At 59.9% G+C, this 16,205-nt stretch carries 13 protein-coding genes and 2 pseudogenes; 9 read left to right on the forward strand and 6 right to left on the reverse strand.

Annotated elements, in window-relative coordinates; all coding sequences use genetic code 11:
• Positions 1-565 precede the first annotated feature (565 nt).
• The 4 genes from VHD36_00160 to VHD36_00175 all read left to right on the forward strand — a co-directional run bounded on the left by VHD36_00160 (position 566) and on the right by VHD36_00175 (position 3,856).
• Complete coding sequence (locus tag VHD36_00160; GenBank protein HVU85706.1) at positions 566-1,186, forward strand: rhodanese-like domain-containing protein; 621 nt, start codon at positions 566-568, stop codon at positions 1,184-1,186.
• Positions 1,187-1,681: 495 nt separating this feature from the next.
• On the forward strand, positions 1,682-2,659 hold the full coding sequence (gene cysK / locus VHD36_00165) for a cysteine synthase A (GenBank protein HVU85707.1): 978 nt from the start codon (positions 1,682-1,684) through the stop codon (positions 2,657-2,659).
• Positions 2,656-3,627, forward strand: a complete 972-nt coding sequence (epsC, locus tag VHD36_00170) for a serine O-acetyltransferase EpsC (GenBank protein HVU85708.1) — start codon at positions 2,656-2,658, stop codon at positions 3,625-3,627. Before cysK ends, epsC begins: the two co-directional genes overlap by 4 nt.
• A gap of 43 nt (positions 3,628-3,670) precedes the next feature.
• Positions 3,671-3,856, forward strand: a complete 186-nt coding sequence (locus tag VHD36_00175) for a hypothetical protein (GenBank protein HVU85709.1) — start codon at positions 3,671-3,673, stop codon at positions 3,854-3,856.
• A gap of 411 nt (positions 3,857-4,267) precedes the next feature.
• Here VHD36_00175 and VHD36_00180 read toward each other — a convergent pair whose 3' ends face one another.
• The 3 genes from VHD36_00180 to VHD36_00190 form a co-directional block, all read right to left on the reverse strand.
• The gene (locus VHD36_00180) at positions 4,268-5,626 is read right to left on the reverse strand and encodes a DUF1501 domain-containing protein (protein ID HVU85710.1); all 1,359 of its coding nucleotides are present in this window, start codon (positions 5,624-5,626) and stop codon (positions 4,268-4,270) included.
• Between the two features lie 109 nt (positions 5,627-5,735).
• Positions 5,736-8,525, reverse strand: a complete 2,790-nt coding sequence (locus VHD36_00185; protein ID HVU85711.1) for a PSD1 and planctomycete cytochrome C domain-containing protein — start codon at positions 8,523-8,525, stop codon at positions 5,736-5,738.
• 221 nt (positions 8,526-8,746) lie between these two features.
• Positions 8,747-9,562 carry a hypothetical protein gene (locus VHD36_00190; protein HVU85712.1) on the reverse strand — a complete coding sequence of 272 codons (816 nt, stop codon included), beginning with the start codon at positions 9,560-9,562 and terminating at the stop codon, positions 8,747-8,749.
• Positions 9,563-10,069: 507 nt separating this feature from the next.
• Between VHD36_00190 and VHD36_00195 the strand changes: the two genes are divergently transcribed.
• The 4 genes from VHD36_00195 to VHD36_00210 are packed head-to-tail and all read left to right on the forward strand — an operon-like array spanning position 10,070 to position 13,917.
• Complete coding sequence (locus VHD36_00195) at positions 10,070-11,113, forward strand: sulfonate ABC transporter substrate-binding protein (protein HVU85713.1); 1,044 nt, start codon at positions 10,070-10,072, stop codon at positions 11,111-11,113.
• Positions 11,079-12,236 carry an FMNH2-dependent alkanesulfonate monooxygenase gene (ssuD, locus tag VHD36_00200; GenBank protein HVU85714.1) on the forward strand — a complete coding sequence of 386 codons (1,158 nt, stop codon included), beginning with the start codon at positions 11,079-11,081 and terminating at the stop codon, positions 12,234-12,236. Before VHD36_00195 ends, ssuD begins: the two co-directional genes overlap by 35 nt.
• A 2-nt stretch (positions 12,237-12,238) precedes the next feature.
• A complete protein-coding gene (locus VHD36_00205; protein ID HVU85715.1) occupies positions 12,239-13,054 on the forward strand; it encodes an ABC transporter permease subunit in 816 nt (271 codons plus the stop codon).
• On the forward strand, positions 13,051-13,917 hold the full coding sequence (locus VHD36_00210) for an ATP-binding cassette domain-containing protein (GenBank protein ID HVU85716.1): 867 nt from the start codon (positions 13,051-13,053) through the stop codon (positions 13,915-13,917). The genes VHD36_00205 and VHD36_00210 overlap by 4 nt, the downstream gene beginning before the upstream one ends.
• Positions 13,918-13,938: 21 nt before the next feature.
• Here the strand turns inward: VHD36_00210 and VHD36_00215 are convergent.
• Positions 13,939-14,137: pseudogene (locus VHD36_00215) on the reverse strand (integrase core domain-containing protein).
• A gap of 945 nt (positions 14,138-15,082) precedes the next feature.
• On the opposite strand from VHD36_00215, the gene VHD36_00220 reads away from it, so the two are divergent.
• Positions 15,083-15,256: an ArdC-like ssDNA-binding domain-containing protein gene (locus VHD36_00220; GenBank protein ID HVU85717.1), complete on the forward strand. Its 174-nt coding sequence runs from the start codon at positions 15,083-15,085 to the stop codon at positions 15,254-15,256.
• On the opposite strand, the gene VHD36_00225 is transcribed toward VHD36_00220, so the two are convergent.
• Entirely contained in the window at positions 15,249-15,719 is a 471-nt protein-coding gene (locus VHD36_00225; protein ID HVU85718.1) for a hypothetical protein, read from the reverse strand. The genes VHD36_00220 and VHD36_00225 overlap by 8 nt on opposite strands.
• Before the next feature lie 393 nt (positions 15,720-16,112).
• Positions 16,113-16,205, reverse strand: a pseudogene (locus VHD36_00230) (integrase core domain-containing protein).

The raw sequence follows: 16,205 nt of genomic DNA on the forward strand, positions 1-16,205 counted from the left end.
CACCCGGTATGTACCGCCATGAACGTTCACCCATGGCAGAAGGCTAAGAAGCCAACGCGGCGTGATCGACATCATCTTCGGTGATGTCTTCGTCGTCGTCGCCAGGTTCTTCGCGACCGCTGTCGTTACACTACGCTGCAAGGTGGAGTCTGACATGGCCGTCTCGATAAATCCCTATTGGTTAACTAGAAGAGCCGACGCCCGGCGCGGACGTAACGCGTTCACAGCAGCAATCCCTTGAAGCTATTGATCAACGCGGAGTCTCGGCTGAGATTGACCGTACGCTCGGCCCCCTGCGACGCGCGTTGACAGCGCCGCGCAGAGGGACCGAAAACGCTGGGCGCGGCCAGAGCCTCCGGTTGTCCGGTCAGCCGCGAGAAAAGCGCCCAAGCCAATCCATCGGCCGCAAAGTCACGCCAACTTACCGATTTTCACGGCAATCGAAAAGAAGCTTGATGAGAGAATTTCGATTTTGCCGAGTTGATCGATAAATAGGGGAGACCTCCCGCGCCCGCCTTCGCCACTGGGGAAGCGCCTGCGCCGAAGTTGATCGCCGCGCGATGTAATGCGTACTATTCAGCAAAGCCGTCCGCCCAAAATTGACTCGCCGCGAAAACATCAAAACTGGCAAGGATCCAAAGACGTGAGCATTGCAACCATCTCGCCGAATGCCTTGGCCCGCCGGCACGCGGAAAATAAGTCTCTCCGCCTCATTGATGTCCGCACACCGGCTGAGTTTCAAAACGCGCATCTCGAATTCGCACAAAACGTTCCGCTCGACCAACTCGATCCGTCGGCGGTCATGGGGTCGGCCGGATCGAACGAACCGGTCTACTTCATCTGCCAGGGGGGTACCCGCAGCAAGAAGGCCTGCGAGAAGCTGCAGCAGGCCGGATTTACCAACGTCGTAAGTGTGGATGGCGGAACTCAAGCGTGCGAGCAAGCCGGTTTGCCGCTAATTCATGGAAAAGCGGCGATGTCTCTAGAACGCCAAGTGCGTATCGCCGCGGGCTCGCTTGTTTTGGCCGGTGTCGCGTTGAGCCTCTTGGTCCATCCGGCATTCATTGGCTTGTCGGCATTTATAGGTGCAGGGCTAGTTTTTGCGGGGATAACCGACACTTGCGGCATGGGAATGATGCTGGCTCGCATGCCCTGGAATCGTCGCCCCGTCGCGTGCAGCGTGTGACGCCCTCGTGACGGGTAAGGTGCCGTCGACAAATTAGGTCGCTTCCGACTTTTCTTCTGTAGTAGTCGGACGTCGTGGCTCGCCTGGTCTGCGGCCGCCGTATGTCTTGTTGTACGGGGCGTTCGGCGTTAACGTCTCTTCATCGAGCGAACCAGGATCGCGCTCTGGATTTTCGCGGTCAGCCGGTGGCTCCGACCCTCGTTGTCGCCCGACTGCCCAAAGGGCTGGGCCGCCGGGTTATTTGCTCGATTCCCTTTGGGCTTCTTGCTCGTTGCCTGATCGAGTTCGCCCCTTTGTTACGAAGCATTTCCGCAACTACCATGCCGTCGACGGATAGCCTTAGGAACTTGCGAATTCAGCTCACACAGCACTATATTTCTGATTGTCCAACTAGCTGACCGGTCCACCGGAGGCCAGTGCTATCGAATCGAAGGCGCTGGTCTTTTTTTATTGGCAGACTCGACCGAGCTTCCTCTTAATTCTCTAGGATTTCTCATGCCGCATTGGTACCAAGACAACTCGCTTTCCATCGGCCGTACCCCGCTCGTTCAATTGCGCCGCGTGACTGACGGCGCGAACGCCACAATCCTTGCCAAGATTGAAGGCCGCAATCCTGCCTACTCAGTCAAGTGCCGCATCGGCGCTGCCATGATCTGGGACGCCGAGAAGCGCGGGCTGTTGGGACCGGGCAAGGAACTCGTTGAGCCCACTAGCGGCAACACGGGCATCGCTTTGGCCTTTGTCGCCGCGGCCCGCAACATTCCTCTGACGCTGACGATGCCCGAGACGATGAGTCTCGAGCGCCGCAAGCTGCTCGTAGCATACGGCGCCAAGCTGGTTTTGACCGAAGGCCCGCGAGGCATGGCAGGTGCGATCGCCAAGGCGGAAGAGATCGTCGCCTCGTCGCCGGGCCGGTATGTCCTCTTGCAACAGTTCAAGAATCCGGCAAATCCGGCCATCCACGAACAGACGACCGGTCCCGAGATTTGGGACGACACCGAGGGCGTCATCGACATCCTCGTTTCCGGCGTGGGTACCGGTGGCACGATCACCGGCGTGTCGCGATACATTAAGAACACGAAGAACAAGCCAATCAAGTCGGTCGCCGTCGAGCCCACTGCCAGCCCGGTGCTGACGCAACAGCGCGCGGGGCAGCCCTTGAAGCCTGGCCCGCACAAAATCCAGGGTATCGGCGCCGGCTTCGTACCGTCGGTACTCGATGTGTCGTTGGTCGATGACATCGAGCAAGTCTCGAACGAAGAGGCGATCGAGTACGCAAGGCGATTGGCGCTCGAAGAGGGCATTTTGTCGGGCATTTCCTGCGGTGCTGCAGCGGCGGTCGCGGTACGCATCGCCAAGCGTCCGGAAAATGCCGGCAAGACTATTGTCGTGGTGTTGCCAGACTCGGGCGAGCGCTATCTCAGCTCGGTTCTGTTCGAAGGCGTATTCGACGCCGAAGGTCGTGCCCGATGAGCACCCAAACGCGAATCGACGGCCAGATGACCAAGGCCCGCGCAGAACCATCGCAACGCTCGCACTGGGACATTCAGGCAATCGTCGGCGAACTGCGCGATTTGCGACAAGCGTCGTTGGCGGCGCGCAACCGGCTGGACAAACCGGCCAAGCTGCCGTCGCGCACGGCCCTGGCCGTGGTCGTTGAAAACTTGATCACGGCGTTGTTTCCCAACCGGCTCGCTTCCCATGTGCTGGATAACGAGAGCGTCGACTATTTTGTCGGGCATACGCTCGACAAAGCCTTGCGCGAGCTCGTGGGGCAAGTGCTGCGCGAGTTGCAATTTATCGCCGGCGACGACGTGGCCAGCGATGAACAGCGCGATCGGGCCGTGTTGATCGTGCAGCAGTTCGCCGAGCGACTGCCGACGATTCGGGCGCTCTTGGAAACCGATATCACCGCGGCCTACGAAGGCGATCCCGCCGCGCGTAGCGTCGACGAGATTTTGGCCTGCTATCCAGGCATAACGGCTATCGCGCATTACCGCCTAGCCCACACACTCGTCGGGCTCGGCGTCCCGCTCGTTGCGCGGATCATCACCGAGATCGCGCATTCGCTGACCGGCATCGACATTCACCCCGGTGCCACCATCAAAGGAAGTTTTTTCATCGACCACGGCACCGGCGTGGTGATTGGCGAGACGGCCATCATCGGCGAGCGCGTCCGTCTGTACCACGGAGTAACGCTCGGCGCTAAGCGCTTCCAGGTCGAAGAGGATGGCACCATTACCAAGGGGAACGCGCGGCACCCAATCGTCGAGGACGAAGTCGTGATCTATGCCAACGCTACGATCCTGGGACGGATCACAATCGGTCGCGGCTCGGTGATCGGCGGCAACGTATGGCTTACGCGCAGCGTGGCTGCCGGCAGCAATATTGCGCAAGCCCAAGTGCGCAACGATACTTTTGGCGAGGGATCAGGGATCTGAGGTTCAAAGCGGCCCATGGGCTGCGGTCGGTAGGTGAACAATTATGCTCTTCTACGTCGCCAACGGGAATGGCCATGCCTTAGTGCCGGCCTCCTCCGAGATGGAAGCACGCGACATTGGCTCGATCATGCTCGGAGCAGAAGTTACCATCGTCCGAGCCGCAACAGCCGAAGAGATTGCCGTCAGCGGTTGGCATGATGAAATGATGCGCCGCCAGGCTGAGGGGTGATCGTTAACCCCAGCCACTGGGACCGCGACTGTCCAACTGGGATGACATTGCCACGGTCTGCCGCCAGATGGGCTGCCGAGTCAGCTTGCAACTCTCGCCCAAGACGCACGTATAACCCCAGCCCATATAGCGAGCGATTCTAACCACAAGCTTTCACAGGTCCAATGGTTTTCGGCGATCGCGCAGAATGCCACTCTCGGCCTTCAGTTTTGGACCTAGCGGGCACGGTTGCGCGATCAAAGATCAGTGGCGGATCGCCTAGCAGCCTGTTGAAGAACTCAACGGGCTGCGACATCGCAGGGATGCGATGGCAAAATATCGACGTAAGTCGTTATTTTGCGAGCCGTGCGAAGCTTTTCTTCGCACTTGGCGAGGTTGAAAAAAGCCACGAGGGCTTTTTTCAACAGGCTGCTAGGCAAAGATGTCCCACGCCACGTTACCGGCGACGTCGGTCAAACGGAAATCGCGTCCCGCGTAGCGGTAGGTTAACTGTTCATGATCGAGCCCCATCAATGCCAGCAGCGTCGCATGCAAGTCGTTGGTGTGCATGCGCCCTTCCACGGCGTGTAAGCCGAATTCGTCGGTGGCGCCGTAGGAGAAACCGCGTTTGACGCCGGCCCCGGTGAGCCACATTGGGTAACCGGTGATATTGTGATCGCGGCCATCGGGACCCTGGGCCGTCGGCATGCGCCCGAACTCGCTGCCGAACAGCACCAAGGTATCTTCCAGCAAGCCACGGCGCTGCAGATCCGTCAGCAATGCCGCCACGGGCTGGTCGGTCGCCGCACAATTCGCAATTAGGCCCTTGTGCAGGTTGTTGTGATGGTCCCAGCCGGGCTGGCACACTTCGACAAACCGCACGCCGGCCTCGCTCAGCCGACGCGCCATCAAGCACTGCCTCGCGAAGCTGCCCGCCGGCCCGGGCTTGACACCGTATTCGTTCAAGATGTATTGCGGCTCGCGCGAGAAATCCAAAAGCTCGGGCACGCGATCCTGCATCTTGAAGGCCAATTCATAAGATTGGATGACGCCGTCGAGTTCGTCGGGGGCGCCCGGCGTGTGTGCCAGATCCCGATTCATCGCTTGAATCAGGTCCAATTGCTTGCGCTGCAGCAATCTGGCCGTGGATGCCTTGAGATTAGGCATGTAGCCCTGGTCGTTGATCTTCGTTCCCTGGAAATGCGCCGGCAAAAAGGCGCTGCCGTAGTTCGCCGCGCCGCCGAAATTGGGGGGCGGATTAATCGTGATGTAGCCGGGCAAGTCCTGATTCTCGGTTCCCAAGCCGTACATCAGCCAAGCGCCGATCGAGGGGCGCGTCAGCGAGACGATCGCCGCGCCGGTGTGCAGTTGCATTACCGCCTCGGGATGAGCCGGCGTGTCCGTATGCAGCCCACGCAAAAAGCACAGGTCATCAACATGCTTGGCCAGGTGCGGATACAGCTCAGAAACCCAGGTTCCGGTTTGCCCGTGCTGGGCGAACTTGAACTTCGAGCCGGTGACGATGCCGCCGCCCGGACCGACGTTGCCGTCATCCTCCTGCACGCGCGGCTTGTATTCCCACGTATCCATTTGCGAAATCGATCCCTGCATGAACAGGAAGATGATCCGCTTGGCCTTGGCGGGGAAATGCGATTGCTTCGGAGCAAGCGGCCCCGGAGAGACGTTGGTCGCGGCGCGGGCTGCCGAACCACGACCTTCGTCCAGCATGCTGGCCAACGCCAAATAGCCCAGGCCGATGCTAGCGGTGCGCAAAGCCTGGCGACGATTCATTCCCGTGTGGCTGCCTGCGGACCAAAAGCAACGATCTACCATGACAAGCACCTGGTAATGGATAGATAAATGACGGAAAGCACACTGTAGCGCCGCGGCACGGGCGCGATTATTTCAAATATCGAAATTCCGCCGAGCCGAAAAGCGCCTGACAAAAACTGGCCCAAGCCGCGACATTCTCATCCGCCGCCTGAACGATGTCTTCGACGACCGGTTCGTCCGATTGATCGGCCTCGTCCGGATTGGCGGGCGCTGGTTTAGCCGGCGCGGCCGCAACGTCGGTCGTTGGTGCGGCGGTGACCGGCCGAGCCTGAGCTAAATGCTCTTTTGCCGCGACGGAGTAATCCGCGAGATAACGCTGCGTGCGGATGACTTCCTCGTGCGTTGCCGCGCGCCCCACCGCTAACCGATACGCCCAATCAACGCGCGCGGCGTCGTCGAGATCGTTACGGGCAAGAAGCCGCTCGGCCAGTGCCAGCGCCTGGCGTCGCACAAAAGGATCGTTGAGCATGTACAACGATTGCGGAGCTACCGTCGTAGTGTCGCGATGGCCGGTGACCATTCCTTGTTCCGCAAAATCGAAAACGCTTAGCGACGATGGGGCCAGGTCTCGCAACAGCGGCAAATACACGCTGCGATGCAGATCCTTTGCCACCGCGTCGGCCAGGTGTCTCGCCTCGGGACCGTTATTGCGCAGCTCGACCACTTTCAGCTCTTGCGCTGGAGAACCCTCTGTGGGCGTCGTATTCAGTTGGCCGCTAAGGGCCAGGATCGAATCGCGGATTTCTTCGGCCGCGAGGCGCCGCGGGACGTGCCGCCAGAGAAAGCGGCCCGTGGGATCCACGGCGGTATTCGCCGGCACGGTATCAGAGCTGAGCCGGTAGGTGCGCGAGAGCACCAGCTCGCGTACCAGCTTCTTCATGGACCATCCTTCACGGACAAATCGCGCCGCCAGATGATCCAACAATTCCGGATGTGTCGGCACATCGCCGGTGACACCGAAGTTGTCCACACTCTTGACCAGTCCCCGCCCGAACAGGTGCTGCCAAACACGATTCACGATCACGCGCGCGGTGAGCGGGTTTTGCGGACTCGTGAGCCACGCGGCCAATTCAAGCCGGCCACTTTGCGCGGGATTAATTGCCGGCGCCTCGGCAAAGCTGACGGCGCTCAAAAAGCCGCGCGGCACTTTCGGGCCAAGTTTCTCGGCCTCTCCGCGCACGCGAATCTCGGTGTCGCCCACTGTCTGAGCGTCGCGCACGCCCAGCGCTGCCGCTTGCCCGAGCGCGATGGGATCGGTCATGGCCATTACTTCGAGTTGCAATCGGCGCATCTTCTGACGCGCGATCGCCCGCTTTGGCCGACCATCAGGCCCCGGCTCATCTCCCTCCGGCTTGCCACGCAACGCCTCGAATTCAGTACGTGCCGCAGCGGCGGCCTGCTTCGCTTCCTCGATCTTCTTGGCTGCGCCAGGATCTGGAGTCGGTTCGGGCCCGACGTGCAGCAGCATCTGCGCGTCGTAGTAATCGAGTCCGCCGCCCCCCATCTTGTTGCGCAAGCCGGCGCAGAGATCCGTGCTATGAAAGATGCCCGCCAGGGCGTAATAGTCCGTCGTGGGAATGGGATCGAATTTGTGGTCATGGCACCGGGCGCAGCTGGCCGTTACGGCCAGGATCGATCGACTCATCGTGTCGATCTGCTCGTCGATGTTGTCCATGACGAAGCGGACCTTGTAGCGCTGGTTCACGTCCTTGACGCCGAGCGCCAAAAATCCAGTTGCGATCAGTTGCTCGTCGCGCTGTGCTTGCGAATCTGCGGGAAGCAGATCGCCCGCAATTTGCTCGCGCACAAACTGATCGTACGGCTTGTCTTTGTTGAAAGCAGCGATGACATAGTCACGATAGCGCCAGGCGTGGGGATAGGGAAGATTTCGCGATGAGCCTGTCGATTCGCCGTAACGTGCCACGTCGAGCCAATGCCGACCCCAGCGCTCGCCAAAGGCCGGCGAAGCCAGCAGGCGATCGATCAGCTCTTCGTAAGCCGTCGGCGAACCGTCCCAGAGAAATGCATCGACCTCCTGCGGCGTCGGCGGCAAACCGGTCAAATCATAGGTGACGCGCCGGATCAGTGTGCGCCGATCCGCCTCGGGTGCGGCGATGAGATGTTGTTCTTCGAGTTTGGCGTGGACGAAGGCATCGACCGGATCGCGAGACCAGGCGGGGTCCGCCACGACCGGTACCGCCGGATCGCGCACCGGCTGCCATGCCCAATGCGTCTTTCGCAATTGGTCGTACTCGGGATTCGGAGTGTTCGTCTCGACGTAAACGTACGTGCCCGGCCAAACCGCGCCGTCGTTGATCCATTTCTCCAAGTCGGCGATTTGTTCTTCGGAAAGCTGCTTTTTCGGCGGCATGCGCAGCTCGTCGTCGGTTTGGCGAACCGCGCGGATAAGCAAACTTTCCGCGGCATTGCCGGGGATGATCGCCGGCCCGCGACCGCCGCCCGCGAGCAGCCCATTGCGATCGTCGATCCGCAAACCGCCCTGCGAGTTGGTGCTGGCCGAGTGGCAGTTGTAGCAATTGTCGGCCAACAGCGGTCTGATCTTCTTCTCGAAAAACTCGCCGGCTGCCACCTCCTCCGGCGATGCTTCGGCGGCCGCGGCCGAGACAGGGAAGGGGCGCTGCACCATGAGCATCGCGAACAAGAGGCAAGCCTGGCGGATGGCCTGTACCGCAAGAGCAACCTGACGTCGTGCCAGCGGCGCACGGGGCCGCAACACCTGGCGCGTATGCGCAATCGCCTCTGGAGATGTCGAACGATGGATGCCGCGCATTTGCACGCGGCGCGAGAAGGACTGATCAAGAACCCAGGGCCCGCGAACCGTAACTGCACGAGGCATGGTGCTACTCACCTGATAGGGGAGCGCTCGCCTCCGGTCGATCCAGTCAGCTACGCACGAATTGTGAATACTGTACGATTGCCGTCATTCGATTGAATGTTCAGCAAGTCGATCGAATTGCGATTATTACGCTTATCGGCGTTCTGTCAATATCTGCTTTGAGAAATCGGGCGTGCGGATCATCGTGAGTGGCAATTTCTGCTGAAGAAGCCGACCGCATCTCAGCAAGCCACCGCTGCTTCGGGCTGGCGGGCGTGCGCCCCACTGGCGCTGCCCAATTCTCCGAGAATCTCGCCGCGCAGCACGTTCTCCAACGCCGTCAGTGCCCGAGCGATCGGTGCGCCGTCGAGCACTCGATGATCGTAGGTCAAGCGCACATCGATCGAACCGTCGGCTTCGAACGTTCCGTAGTTCAAGGTCGTCGTGAGCGGCGACAAGATGTGCAATCCGGCGGCACCTTGCGAGGCGGCGGCGCTCACGGCAAATGTTCCAAAGAAGTGTGCCCGGTAACCGCCATCGCTGTTCAGGCCCAGCCACCATCCCAATCGACGTAGAGGCGCCGGCAAACGACTCAGCAGCAAAGCTTGCTTGAAGGCCGGGATACTTTCGACGGGGGCCTGTTTGTGATGCCGGACCAGAGCATCCAGCTCTTCCAGACTAAGCAGTTCCGGCTGCCGAATCTTGGCAAAAAAGACCCCTTCCTCGCCTCGATACGCCCGCTCGAGACTGAAGCTTGCGACGTTGAACGGATGTTCGTACAGGTGCGGGCAAATGTAGGGCATGTAGGCGCGGCGCAGTTCGGGACGTTCCGCGGCCACGATCGCGAACGCCTTGACGAAAATCGCGCACCAGCTGATGCGATTCGTCCGCGATCGCCTCGCTGTGATCAACTCTGCCAACCGCATTCGCCGCTGCGACGGCACGCTCGGAACGCGCTTCGCGTAGCGCATCAAGTCGCAAACAAACCGTCGTTGCGGCGACAGACTAATCCAGCGGCCTTGGGGAGCATCGATTCCAGGAAGATTGATCAAGCGCATGCGATATCCTTTCTAGGACGAGCAGAATGCGCAAACCGCCAGCGAGCAAGGCGGATCGACACAGCTGTTCCAGCAAAAGACGGGCACGCCCCTAACAGCCGTTCCGCGAGGCGGAAACAAATCGAGTCGGGCAAACGCGTCGCGCAAGAGGTGCGCGCTGTGGACCGACTGATACCGCCTGCAGGCCGGCATGCGTGACCCGTAGGGTCTGCGCAGCGTGCCTCCGGAGGGTCCAGTCAGCGACGCAGCTAGTAGAGAAATAAATGGCGAAGCGGCTGGCGAGTTGCCGACAACATGACAAAGATAATCATCATAGTGATCTTGTCAAGCCTCTGCAGGACCATAAAATCGCAAACCATTACATACCAGATGGATAAATTCACCGCAACATTCTGCTTGACGCGGGGGAGCATAGATCATTAGGATGATCGGTTAACTGAACTTATCTCATTTCGCGGCCTCACTTTTCAGTCCGCCGCGATCGGCTCCAAACCTGCAGGACGCACCGTGCTCAGACGGTATTGCCTCGTCGTTGGACTCTGCCTGTTCGTGCTACCGCTGTTGCTAGCGGCGGGTTGCGGCGGCGCGGGCGCCGCAAATACCGATACGGGCGACGGTGCATCGGCGACTGGGGTGTTTACCCTGCGCATCGGTTGCCAGAAGTCGAGCCTGCTTCTAAATCTGCTCCGCGCTAACGGCCGATTGCAGGAACGACTTGGCCCGAGCGTAAAGATTGTCTTTAAAGAATTTCCCGCCGGCCCGCAGCTACTGGAGGCATTGAACGTTGGCGGGGTCGATTTCGGCCACGCCGGAGAAACACCACCAGTCTTCGCACAAGCGGCAGGCGTGCCCTTGGTCTATTCGGCCTGCGAGGAAGAAAGTCCTCGCTCCGAAGCGATCCTTGTACCGGCCGATTCGCCGATCGAACGGGTTGCGGACCTGAGAGGTAAGCGCGTCGCCCTGAATAAGGGCTCGAACGTTCACCACTTGCTGGCCAAGGCGCTCGAGGCCGCGGGTGTATCGTACGACGAAGTGCAACCGGTCTTCCTACCTCCAGCCGATGCCCGAGCCGCTTTCGAGAGTAAGAGCGTCGACGCTTGGGTGATTTGGGATCCGTACTATGCTGCGGTTGAGCGGGCGGGCTCATGCCGCGTACTGATCGACGGCACAGGCCTGGTCGGCAACCGCGGCTATTATCTCGCGACCGCCAGTCTCGCCAGCGAACACGCTGAAGTATTGCAAGCGATCGTCGAAGAACTGGCCTCGACTAGCCACTGGGTCGAAGAGAACCAACAAGCGAGCATCGAATTCCTTGCCGAAACGCTGGGAATGGAAGTCGCGACGATCGATCTAGCCGAGCGCCGCCGCCGGTATGGCGTGATGCCGGTCGATGCCAATATCGCGGCCGCCCAGCAAGAAGTAGCCGACATCATGGCGCGGATCGGCTTGATTCCGCGACCAATCAACGTATCCGAAGTGGTGTGGACTCCTTTACGAATGTGGGAGGGCTCGTCGCATGGAAATGTTCTGGTTCCTGCCGACACACGGTGATGGGCGCTACCTGGGGACGAGCATCGGCGGCCGCGCCGTCACGCTCCCTTACCTGCAGCAGATCGCCCGGGCTATCGACGATCTCGGTTTTCGCGGCGCTTTGCTGCCGACCGGCCGGTCGTGCGAAGATGCCTGGGTGATTTCGTCGTCGTTGATTTCCTCGACGAGCCGCATGAAATTCCTCGTCGCGCTGCGACCTGGCCTGGTTTCGCCCGGCGTCGCGACGAGGATGGCGGCCACATTCGATCGACTTTCGGGCGGGCGGGTACTGATCAATATCGTCACCGGCGGCGATCCGGCGGAAATGGCGGGCGATGGCATGCATCTCAGCCACGACGCACGCTATCGACTTACCGACGAATTCCTTACCGTCTGGCGCAATATGCTTTCAGGAGTTGAAGAAGACTTCACCGGCGAGTATCTGCAGGTGAAGGGAACCAAGCTCTTGTTCCCCGCGTTGCAAAAGCCCTATCCACCGCTCTATTTTGGCGGTTCCTCGGATGCGGCAATCGACATCGCGGCGAAGCATGTCGACGTCTACTTGACGTGGGGTGAGCCGCCGGCGGACGTGGCCGCGAAGATTGCCGTGGTGCGCGAGGCGGCTGAGCGACAAGGTCGAACGATACGGTTTGGAATTCGCTTGCACCTGATCGTGCGCGAAACGACTGAAGAGGCCTGGCGCGCCGCCGACGATCTCATCCGCTACGCCGATGACGAGGCGATCGCCGCCGCACAAAAGGCGCTCGCCCAGCACGATTCGATCGGACAACAGCGCATGCGCAGTCTGCATGGCGGCCGTCGTGACAAACTGGAAGTCAGCCCGAACTTGTGGGCCGGCGTAGGGCTGCTGCGCGGCGGCGCCGGCACGGCACTCGTTGGTGATCCTGCGATTGTTGCCGAGCGAATGCAAGAGTACGCCGATCTCGGCATTGACACGTTCATTTGCTCTGGGTACCCGCACCTGGAAGAAGCGTATCGCGTTGCCGAATTGCTTTTTCCGCAGTTGCCCCTGTCGATCACTTCCGGCGTTTTGGCGCCACAGGTTACAGAGGCGCGTGGCGAGATCATCGGCAACCTCCACCACGCACGCGGCCCCCATAAAACAGAACGGGCTGTCAGCTAGCCATGCAACATACGACGAGAAAACTTGCCGTGGCGCTCGTGCCCTGGCTTTTGCCGCTTCTGCTGCTTGCTGGCTGGCAGACGGGATGCCAGATCGGTTGGATCTCGGCACGCTATCTGCCTGCACCTTCAGCCGTCGTGCGGGCCGGCGCGCAGTTAACCGCCAACGGTCAGTTGCCAAAGCATTTAGGCATCAGCACGGCGCGGGCGCTGGCAGGATTCTTGATCGGCGGAACTTTGGGCATGGCATTTGGGCTGCTCACTGGTTTGTCACCGCTGGCCGACCGTTTTCTCGACACCTCGGTACAGATGGTTCGAACGATTCCGCATTTGGCCCTCATCCCACTCGTGATTCTGTGGTTTGGCATCGATGAACAAGCAAAATTGTTCCTGATTGCGCTGGGCGTATTCTTTCCGATGTATATCAACACCTACCATGGTGTCCGATCGATCGACGCCGGCCTCGTCGAAATGGCGCATATGTATGGCGTCCGCCGGGGCGTCTTTTTGTGCAAGATTGTAATCCCTGGTGCCTTGCCCTCTATCCTCGTTGGCTTGCGCTTGGGCCTGGGGACGATGTGGTTGACGCTGATAGTCGCCGAGACGATTTCCTCGCAGGCAGGCCTTGGCTACCTGGCGATGAATGCCCGCGAGTTTATGCAGACGGATATCGTTCTATTGTCGATCGTGATCTACGCGCTCTTGGGCAAACTCTCCGATAGCTTTGTACGGTGGCTTGATCAACGGGTTGTTCCGTGGCGCCCGTTGAATGGTGAGCCGATCGGACATGCGCCTAGTCTCGCGGCAGGTGCCACGTGAGCAAACAGACTTTCATGCCCGACGAGGCAGCGTCCATATTGCCGCTACGTGCCGAAGCGCTCGGCGACAACAGCCATGTAAATCAGGCTGCCGACGTTAGCCTGGTGAGTGTGGCAAAATCGTTCGGCCCACGCGCAGTCCTTCGTGATATCGATTTATTCATTGGCCGTCAGGAGTTCGTCGCGCTGGTCGGTCGCAGCGGATGCGGCAAGAGCACGTTGTTGCGATTGATCGCGGGATTGATTAGTCCTTCATCGGGTCGCGTGTATGTCGATGGAACTATCCTCAGCGGCGTGAATCCCCGCGCGAGGATGATGTTCCAAGACGCTCGCCTGCTCCCCTGGCTACGAGTTGCCGATAATGTTGCGCTGGCCACGGCTGACAAAAATCCGATCGGGGTCCAGCAGGCACTCGAATCCGTGCAATTGGCCGAACGCGCGCGGGACTGGCCCGCCACTCTTTCCGGCGGGCAGCGTCAGCGCGTGGCGCTGGCACGGGCCTTGATTGGCCGTCCGCCGCTGCTTTTGTTGGACGAACCACTCGGAGCGCTCGATGCTCTGACTCGCATCGAGATGCAGCAACTGATTTATTCACTATGGGAGCAGCATCCCTGCACGACGGTACTGGTAACGCACGATATCGAGGAAGCTGTGACGCTGGCCGACCGGGTTATCATTCTGGAACACGGAACGATCCGTGACGAGTTCCCAGTCGATTTGCCGCGACCGCGCGACCGCGCCAACGCGCGGTTCCAACAGCTCAGCACGCGAGTACTGGAGCGAGTCCTGCGACCGTCTTCGGTCGAGTCCTACTTGAATCCTCCTCACCTTCCCCGCGCGCTGCCGGCTAAGCCTGATCGTTGAGAAGGGCACCGCCGGCGTGTCGAAGATCTCCCGTTCGAGCAACTCGTCTCGCAGCTCCCGTTGAAGCTTTCGATGCAGCCGTTTTCCCAAGGGCTTCCCGCCTCGATATACAGCGTTCGCGCGCCCACTCGCATGAGCCATTTGCGAACCAGGTGCGCCGTGAACTCCGCGCCGTTGCCGCGCGAATGTAGTCGGAAGCGCCCCGACGAATAAATAGGTCGTCAGACTTCTTTCGGCGGCCCACACATCGATCCGACAGTCAGCAAAACACGAACGCCAACAGTAGAGCCAGCGAGCGCGCAGACCCCACGACTCTGATCGTGGGGCGTTGGGAATCGAACCCGCTGGACGATTCTTCTAGGCACGTTTGTGGCTTAAGTCATCCTGCGTTCCTAAGTTATGTCCGAATATTGCGAACGGTTTGACGGCAGCAGCCGACCTGAGTAGCAATTTCACGTACAGTATTTCCCCTCCGCAAGAGGTCAGTAATTATCTCTCGGTTCCGTTGGCCTCTCCTGGGCCGTTTCCCTCGATCCGCCGCTTCTAATACTGCTTCGGGTTGGAGGTACCCATCTTAAGGCCGCCCGCATGGCTTGGCATTGTCCCGAGAGAAGCACCGATTTGGTTCTTTCCCTGCGCGACCTGGTGATTGATTCGGCAATCTGCATGACTTCGTCGCGCAACCTGTCTATGGCTCTCAACCTGTTTCCATTCATCTCCGATCCAATCAAGACTTTATTGCTATCGTCCTAGTTCAGTACTGTGATTCGCAAACTCATTTTCTGTACCATGCATGGCACCTCGCCTTTCGGCGACCGCGTGCTCTCGCGCTTCGCTTCGCTGCGGTCCTTCCGGACTTCCGCTTCCGCCCGCATGGTGCGTTGGCCTTCGGCCTCCAGTGTTCACCTCGCGGTGACCGAAGACTGATTCTTGGCGCTCGCGTACTAGGGGGGCACATCCCCCGGGCCCTCAAGAATCGGGGCCACGCTGCCGCGTGCGGACTCCTTCCCACCTTCCGCGCTTCGCTTGTGCAGGCGGGCGCCTTCCACAGCGGCAGTTCTTGACTGCCCTCCCCCTTTGCTTTCGGGCATTCGCCCCCGTTGCCCAAAAGCAATGTGCTTTTGATGCACCGGGTTTTTCAATCTCAGAGGGAGGAGTTTCAGCAATGGCTACCGCCACCGACAAGGCCGCACGGCCAGACATCTACACCACCGTCACCAACCGCATCGTCGAGCAGCTTGAGGCGGGCACAAGGCCCTGGCTCAAGCCTTGGAATGCCGAGCACGCCGCCGGCAGGATCATCGAGCCGTGGCTCCGTTCCAACGGCTATCTCAACTGATTGTCGAATCGGTGTCGTCAATGGGGGCGGCGAGGGCGCGCGTTTGGGGCAATGGAAGCTCACCCTGGCGTGACGTATCCTTCAAGTGGTACGACCTGACGAATGCCAACCGATCGCCATTGAACATGAACCGGATGTTCACGAAATAGACGCCATCGCTGGGGCTGCGGAAGAGAAACTCCTTCTCAAGCAGCTCCCGCACTCCGCGCTGATACGATCGGTCGTTGATGCCGTGGTCCCTGGCCACGTCGAGATTCAACTGGATTTCATCCGATCCGGGGTTCGCTCGCATTTGCAGGTAGACCAACTCGAATACCTGAATACCGCGCTTGGACAGCCCGGCTGCCTGCTTGATACCCTCTAGGAACATTTTGACGAAGCGGTCGGGATCGACTTCTTCCTGCCACCAAAAGCCCATCCCACCGATTCCTTTGATCTCGCCAGTGCTGTTATCGACGATCACGGCGCCATTGCCACCCGGCACGTGAATCCGTCGGGACCGCGTTGTCATTCCATTGGTCGTCGGTACGCTCGGATTCGTGCGATAGACCGGAAACCCGCGTTTGTGACCTGATTCTCTTCAGTCGATGAATTCTGGCGCTCGACCGTCAATTTTGCCCCTCGTTTCTGTCGTTCGACAGTCAGAACTTTGGCACAATAACGTGGACCCCAATTGTTGGACAGTTTTTGGGCTTGGATAAGATGTAGGGTCACTGGGCTTGGCGGCCCGTGAGACCCCTCACGGGTCTCGCGCGGCCGCAGCGTCTGTTGACGGTTTGGTTCTCGTTGGATGTTCCTCTTTAACCCTGCCTCAGCAGGGATTTGAGCGCCGAACTTTTCGCGCTTCGGTCCTGCCGTACACCTCGGCCGGTGTGCGGTAACCCAGGGCCTGGTGGATTCGCCGCTGGCAGTAGAACTCGAAGTAGCGGGTCAGCGCCTGCTCCGCTTC

Source organism: Pirellulales bacterium (genome assembly GCA_035546535.1).
Classification (GTDB): Bacteria; Planctomycetota; Planctomycetia; order Pirellulales; family JACPPG01; genus JACPPG01.